This is a genomic window from Streptomyces sp. NPDC001515 (assembly GCF_053597115.1).
Window position 1 is genome coordinate 122,599 of the sequence record NZ_JBSFHN010000024.1, and the last position, 7,341, is coordinate 129,939.

Consider the following 7,341-nt stretch of genomic DNA (forward strand, 5'->3'; position numbering starts at 1 on the left):
CTCCGCCCCACCCCAAAAGTCGAGCAGTTTACCCAGCTCCACCCCCCACCACACGCTCCCACGCCACCTTTTGTTCCTCTATGCGGCTGAACTTTTGTTGATCTGTGGTCAGTTGGTGGGTGGGTGGGCCTACCCTTCAACGGGTGAACCAGTTGAAGTCCCGCGCGTCCGAAACCGATCTGTCCGTGGACGGAGTGCTGCCCGGCACGCTGTCCGATTCGCTGCGTGCCGAGTTGATCGCCTTCCGGCGCGATCTGCACATGCACCCCGAGCTGGGCAACGAGGAGTTCCGCACCACGGCGGCGCTCAAGGCCCGGCTGGAGTTGGCCGGTCTCGCGCCGCGGGTGCTGGCCACCGGGACGGGGCTGGTCTGCGACGTGGGGACGCGGGACGCGGACAGCCGGCCGATGCTCGCGCTGCGGGCGGACATCGACGCGCTGCCGATCCCGGACACCAAGGCGGGGGTTCCGTACCGCTCGACCGTGCCCGACCGGGCGCACGCCTGCGGGCACGACGTGCACACCACGGCCGTGCTGGGCGCGGGCCTGGTCCTCGCGGAGCTGGACCGGAAGGGGCTGCTGCCCAACCCCGTGCGACTGATCTTCCAGCCGGCCGAGGAGGTGCTGCCGGGCGGGGCGCCGGAGACGATCGAGTGCGGGGTGCTGGAGGGCGTCGGCCGGATCGTCGCCGTGCACTGCGACCCCAGGGTGGACGCGGGGCGGATCGGGCTGCGGACCGGGGCCATCACCTCCGCCTGCGACCGGCTGGAGCTGTCCCTGGACGGGCCCGGCGGCCACACCGCCCGCCCGCATCTGACCACGGACCTGGTCACCGCCGCCGCCAAGGTGGTCACCGAGGTGCCCGCGCTGCTGGCCCGCCGGGTCGACGCCCGCGCCGGGCTCGCGGTGACCTGGGGGCGGCTGGAGACCGGGCACGCCTGCAACGTCATCCCGCAGCACGCCGAACTGTCCGGAACGGTCCGCTGCCTGGACCTGGCCGCCTGGCGCGAGGCCCCCGACCTGGTGCAGGCGGCCATCGATGAGGTGGCCGGAATGCACCGGGCCAAGACGGTGGTCAACTACTTCCGGGGCGTCCCGCCCGTGGTGAACGACCCCGCGTCCACGGAACTGCTGGCCGGCGCGATGGCCGCCCGGCGCGGATCGTATGCGATCGAGGACACCGAGCAGAGCCTGGGCGGGGAGGATTTCTCCTGGTACCTGGAACACGTGCCGGGGGCCATGGCGCGGCTCGGCGTCCGTACCCCGGGCGACACGCGCGGTCTCGACCTGCACCGGGGCAATTTCGACGCCGACGAGGAGGCGATCACCGTGGGGGTGGAGCTCTTCACCGCCTCCGCGTTGCTGTACGTCAACCATCCGTAACCGGACAGGCCACCCCCGGTTCGCGACGATCCGATAACGGCTTCCGTACAGGGCTTTATCTGACATCTACGCGCGTTACGATCGCGGCGAAACCAGCGCCGGAAGAGGCGCTTCGGTCAGGTTTGAAGGAGCCTTCCCTTGCGCCGGGTATCCAAGATCACCGCTGCTTGTGCCGTCACCGCGGCGCTGGCGCTCACCGCCTCCGCGTGCGGCAGCTCGTCCGACGAGAGCAGCAGCTCCGACGACGGCCAGATGAAGATCGGCATGGCCTACGACGTCGGCGGCCGTGGCGACAACTCGTTCAACGACTCCGCCGCCCGCGGCCTCGACAAGGCCAAGAAGGAGTTCGACGCCCAGACGAAGGAGCTCACCGCCAAGAACGGTGAGACCCCGGCCGACCGCGAGCAGCGTCTGCAGTCGCTGGCGGAGGGCGGCTACAACCCGGTCATCGCCGTCGGCTTCGCGTACAAGGACGCGGTCGACAAGATCGCCCCGAACTACCCGAAGGTCAGCTTCGGCCTGGTCGACTCCGTCGCCGCCGCGAAGAACGTCGACTCGATCGTCTTCACCGAGGAGCAGGGCTCGTACCTCGCCGGTGTCGCGGCCGCCCTCAAGTCCAAGGACGGCAAGGTCGGCTTCATCGGCGGTGTGGACCTTCCGCTGATCAAGAAGTTCGCCGCCGGCTTCCAGCAGGGCGTCAAGGACACCAAGCCCGCCGCCACGGTGCAGATCCAGTACCTGTCCACCGGTTCGGACCTGTCCGGCTTCGGCAGCCCCGACAAGGGCAAGGCCGCCGCCAAGGGCATGCTCGACAAGGGCGTCGACGTCATCTTCGCCGCCGCGGGCGGTTCGGGTGCCGGTTCGATCGAGGCCGTCGCCGGCCAGAAGGGCGCCTGGTCCATCGGCGTCGACTCCGACCAGGCCCTGGACCCGGCCCTGGCGAAGTACAAGGACACGATCCTGACCTCGGTCGTCAAGAACGTCGACACCGGCGTCTTCGACCTGGTCAAGTCCGTCAAGGACGGCAAGCCGCTCACCGGCACCCAGACGTACTCCCTGGCCAAGGGCGGCGTCAGCCTGACCACCACGGGCGACCACCTGAGCGACATCCAGACCCAGTTGGACGCCGCGAAGAAGAAGATCGTCGACGGCACGATCACGGTCAAGACCACGACCTGATCCGTCCCGTCGATCGGGGCCCGGACGAGTGGCTTCGGCCGCCCTTCCGGGCCCCGATCGCGTACCCCCGCACAGGGGGTGCTCCGGCCCCGGTCCGCCATCTGTGATCAGCTGGCCAACGATTCGGTGGCGCTACGCGCGTAGCTAGGGTCGGGCGCGGTACCTTTTTCCGCCCCCCGCTCACGCCTCCCCGTCTCCGTCACCCGCCTCCGCCCTCCGCTCCTGCCAAGGAGAGTGCGCCATCAACGCGTCCACCAGTCCTCATGCCGTGGAGCTCCGCGGCATCACCAAGCGGTTCCCCGGAGTCGTGGCCAACCACGACATCGACATCACCGTGCGCCGCGGCACCGTCCACGCCCTCGTCGGCGAGAACGGCGCCGGCAAGTCGACACTGATGAAGATCCTGTACGGCATGCAGAAGCCGGACGAGGGCACCATCGCGGTGGACGGCGAACAGGCCACGTTCTCCAACCCCGGCGACGCCATCGACCGCGGCATCGGCATGGTCCACCAGCACTTCATGCTGGCCGACTACCTCACGGTGCTGGAGAACGTCGTCCTCGGCTCGGAGAAGCTGTACGGCATCGGCGACCGGGCGCGCGCCAGGATCAAGGAGATCTCCGACGCGTACGGCCTCGGCGTCCGCCCGGACGCCATGGTCGAGGACCTCGGCGTCGCCGACCGCCAGCGCGTGGAGATTCTCAAGGTCCTCTACCGGGGCGCCCGCACCCTGATCCTCGACGAGCCGACCGCCGTCCTCGTCCCGCAGGAGGTCGACGCGCTCTTCGACAACCTGCGCGAGCTCAAGGCCGAGGGCCTGACCGTCATCTTCATCTCGCACAAGCTGGGCGAGGTGCTGTCGGTGGCCGACGAGATCACCGTCATCCGCCGCGGCACCACCGTGGGCACCGCCGACCCCAAGAGCACCACGACCAAGCAGCTCGCCGAGCTGATGGTCGGCAGCGAACTGCCCTCGCCGGAGACCCGCGAGTCCACCGTCACCGACACCCCGATGCTCACCGTCGACGGTCTGCGGCTCACCGCGACCGACCCCGACGGCGTGGTCCGGGCCGTCCTGGACGGTGTCACCTTCACCATCCACAAGGGCGAGGTCCTCGGCATCGCGGGCGTCGAGGGCAACGGCCAGTCCGAACTCGTCGACGCCATCATGGGCATGCGGACCCTGGACGCGGGCACCCTCACCCTGGACGGCGCCGACATCTCCCGCGTCCCCACGCGCAAGCGCCGCGAGGACGGCATGGCCGTCATCCCCGAGGACCGCCACCGGCACGGACTGCTGCTGGAGGCCCCGCTCTGGGAGAACCGCATCCTCGGCCACGTCACCGAACGCCCCAACAGCAAGGGCGCCTTCCTCGACCTCAAGGCCGCCCGCGCCGACACCGAGCGCATCGTCCGCGACTACGACGTGCGCACCCCCGGCATCGAGGTCACCGCGGCCTCCCTCTCCGGCGGGAACCAGCAGAAGCTGATCGTCGGCCGCGAGATGAGCCACGCCCCCAAGCTCCTGATCGCCGCCCACCCCACCCGGGGCGTGGACGTCGGCGCCCAGGCCCAGATCTGGGACCAGATCCGCGAGGCGCGCCGCGAGGGACTGGCGGTGCTGCTGATCTCCGCCGACCTGGACGAGCTGATCGGGCTCTCCGACACCCTGCGCGTCATGTACCGCGGCCGGCTGGTCGCGGACGCCGACCCGGCCGCCATCACCCCCGAGGAACTCGGCTCGGCGATGACAGGCGCGGCCAGCGGCCACCTGGAAGCGCCGGAGGAGGGCGGAGCACCCGCCGCCACGGACGACGACACCGACCCCCGGGACGGGGGAGAGGACCGATGAAGAAGATCGACAAGGAGCGCCTGCTCCTGGGGATCGCGGCCCCCGTACTCGCGATCGTGGTCGCCTTCCTGGTGACGGCACTCGTGCTCGCCGCCACCGGCAAGGAGCCCTTCAGCGCCTTCGGCATCATGTTCGACTACGGCGTGAAGTCGGACAGCCAGGTCTACATCCTGAACAAGGCGACCACGTACTACCTCGCGGGTCTCGCGGTGGCGGTCGGCTTCCGGATGAACCTCTTCAACATCGGCGTCGACGGGCAGTACCGCCTCGCCGCCTTCTTCGCCGCGGCGCTCGGCGGCGCGCTCACCCTGCCCGGCGCGCTCTCGATCCCGCTGATCATCCTCACCGCGATGATCGTCGGCGCCATGTGGGCCGGCATCGCCGGTGTCCTCAAGGTCACCCGGGGCGTCAGCGAGGTCGTCTCGACGATCATGCTGAACGCCATCGCCACCGCCGTCATCGGCTATCTGCTCCAGCAGAACCGGCTCGGCCACCTCGACGAGGCCGGCACCAAGATCTCCACCAAGCCGCTCCCGGAGTCCTCGCACTTCTTCGAGTTCCCGACCACCCCGTCGCCCGTCTGGGGCTTCATCGTGGTCGCGGTCGTCGCCGGCATCGCGTACTGGTTCACGCTCTCGCGCACCCGCTTCGGCTTCGATCTGCGCACCGTCGGCCAGTCCGGCTCCGCCGCCGAGGCCAGCGGCGTCAACGTCAAGAAGATGGTCGTCACCTCGATGCTCATCTCCGGCGCCGTGGCCGGCCTGATCGGCATGCCGACCCTGCTGAACGACAGCTACGAGTACAGCGGCGACTTCCCCGTCGGCATCGGCTTCACCGGCATCGCCATCGCCCTCCTCGGCCGCAACCACCCCGTCGGCATCGCGCTCGGCGCCCTGCTCTGGGGCTTCCTGGAACGCGGCACCGGAAAGCTGGAGTTCGAGGGCTACGACAAGGAGATCGTCGGCGTCATCCAGGGCGTCATCGTCCTCTGCGTCGTCATCGCCTACGAAGTCGTCCGCCGCTACGGACTCAAGCGCCAGCAGAGCAAGGTCGGCGCGGAACTCGCCGCCCAGGCCGCCCGTAACTCCGACCAGCAGGAGGTGTCGGCGTGACCGTCACGGCGACTTCCACCCCGCCCCCCGCGGCCCCCAAGGTCTCCGGCGGCAAGGGCGGCCGCACCCGCCTCTCCTTCCCCGTCCTGCTGCTGATCATCGCGGGCGTCCTGCTCGCGCTGTCCGCGGTGCGCGCCATCACCGGCGCCGAGGACGTCACCTCGGCCGGCCAGATCAGCGCCGCGCTCGCCATGGCCGTACCGATCGGCCTCGCCGGTCTCGGCGGCCTCTGGTCCGAGCGCGCGGGCGTCGTCAACATCGGCCTCGAAGGCATGATGATCCTCGGCACCTTCTTCGGCGCCTGGGCCGGCTGGCAGACCAACCCCTGGCTCGGCGTCCTCGCCGGCGTCATCGGCGGCGCGCTCGGCGGCCTGCTCCACGCGGTCGCCACCGTCACCTTCGGCGTCGACCACATCATCTCCGGCATCGCCATCAACATCCTGGCGCTCGGCTTCACCACCTACTTCGCCAAGCTCTGGTTCAACAGCGGCGAGGCGGCGGCCAAGGGCGGCTCCCCGAAGCAGTCCCCGCCCGCCGACGACATCACCACGGTGACGATCCCCGGCCTCTCCGACTGGCTGCACAGCATCGAGAAGCACCACTGGTTCTTCGTCTCCGACCTGGCCGGCGTCATCGGCGGACTGGTCACCAACGTCTCGCTGCTGACGATCCTGGCCGTCGTGCTGTTCGTCGTCACCTTCTTCGTCCTGTGGAAGACCGCGTTCGGCCTGCGGCTGCGCTCCTGCGGCGAGAACCCGGTGGCCGCCGAGTCCCTCGGCGTGAACGTCTACGCGTACAAGTACGCGGCGGTGGTCGTCTCCGGCGCCATGGCCGGACTGGGCGGAGCGTTCCTCTCCCTGGTCACCTCGCACATCTACAACGAGGGCCAGACCGGTGGCCGCGGCTACATCGGTCTCGCCGCGATGATCTTCGGCAACTGGCGGCCCGGCGGACTCGCCATGGGCGCGGGCCTGTTCGGCTTCGCCGACGCGCTCCAGCTGCGCAACGGCGGCGAGTCCGTCCACGCGCTGCTGCTGCTCCTGTTCGTGGTGCTGGCCGGCCTCGCCGTCTGGAAGCTCTACCGCAAGAGCTTCGTCCAGGGCGCCGTCAGCGCGGTGATCGCCGCCGCGGTCCTGGTCTGGTACCTCGGTACGGACACCGTGCCCACCGAGTTCGTCAGCGCGACCCCGTACATCGTCACGCTGCTCGTCCTCTCGCTCTCCGCGCAGCGGCTGCGGATGCCGAAGGCCGACGGCATGCGCTACCGCAAGGGCCAGGGCAAGTGACGCCCCCGGCCTGCGACGGGGCCGACTGGGACGCCCTGCGCGCCGCGGCCCGGGACGCCATGTCCCGGGCGTACGCGCCCTACTCCGGCTACCCGGTCGGCGTGGCCGCCCGGGTGGACGACGGCCGTACGATCACCGGCTGCAACGTCGAGAACGCCTCGTACGGCATCGGCCTGTGCGCCGAATGCGGGCTGGTCTCCACGCTGCACGCCACCGGAGGCGGCCGGCTGACCCACTTCACCTGCGTGGACGGGACGGGCGCGATCCTGGTCCCGTGCGGCCGGTGCCGCCAGCTGCTGTACGAGTTCGGCGGGCCGGAGCTGATCCTGGAGACCCCGGACGGCTTCCGCACCCTCGACGAGATGCTGCCGCAGGCCTTCGGCCCGGCGCACCTCGGCTGACCCCGCGCCGGGGGGGGGGGGGGGGGGCCCCCCCCCCCCCCCCCGGGGGGGGGGGGGCGGGGGGGCGGGGGGCCGGGGGCCATCCACGAGTGGGGGCGCGCGGCGCGGCGCCCCGCGCCCCACCGCCCC

At 70.5% G+C, this 7,341-nt stretch carries 6 protein-coding genes; all 6 read left to right on the plus strand.

The annotated features are described in order from the left end of the window. Nucleotides 1-152: 152 nt before the first annotated feature. The 6 genes from ACWCXC_RS24925 (at nt 153) to ACWCXC_RS24950 (ending at nt 7,212) form a co-directional block, all read left to right on the plus strand. Nucleotides 153-1,382: an amidohydrolase gene (locus ACWCXC_RS24925; protein ID WP_450890581.1), complete on the plus strand. Its 1,230-nt coding sequence runs from the start codon at nt 153-155 to the stop codon at nt 1,380-1,382. Between the two features lie 138 nt (nt 1,383-1,520). Continuing rightward, nucleotides 1,521-2,561, plus strand: coding sequence for a BMP family lipoprotein (locus ACWCXC_RS24930; RefSeq protein WP_450682800.1), 1,041 nt, complete (start codon nt 1,521-1,523; stop codon nt 2,559-2,561). Between the two features lie 268 nt (nt 2,562-2,829). Then, entirely contained in the window at nt 2,830-4,413 is a 1,584-nt protein-coding gene (locus ACWCXC_RS24935; RefSeq protein WP_450682799.1) for an ABC transporter ATP-binding protein, read from the plus strand. Beyond that, the gene (locus tag ACWCXC_RS24940; protein WP_450682798.1) at nt 4,410-5,525 is read left to right on the plus strand and encodes an ABC transporter permease; all 1,116 of its coding nucleotides are present in this window, start codon (nt 4,410-4,412) and stop codon (nt 5,523-5,525) included. Before ACWCXC_RS24935 ends, ACWCXC_RS24940 begins: the two co-directional genes overlap by 4 nt. Then, a complete protein-coding gene (locus ACWCXC_RS24945) occupies nt 5,522-6,811 on the plus strand; it encodes an ABC transporter permease (RefSeq protein ID WP_450682797.1) in 1,290 nt (429 codons plus the stop codon). The genes ACWCXC_RS24940 and ACWCXC_RS24945 overlap by 4 nt, the downstream gene beginning before the upstream one ends. Further along, nucleotides 6,808-7,212 (plus strand): cytidine deaminase, encoded by a 405-nt coding sequence (locus ACWCXC_RS24950; protein ID WP_450682796.1) that lies wholly within the window; start codon nt 6,808-6,810, stop codon nt 7,210-7,212. The genes ACWCXC_RS24945 and ACWCXC_RS24950 overlap by 4 nt, the downstream gene beginning before the upstream one ends. The last annotated feature ends 129 nt before the right edge of the window (nt 7,213-7,341 follow it).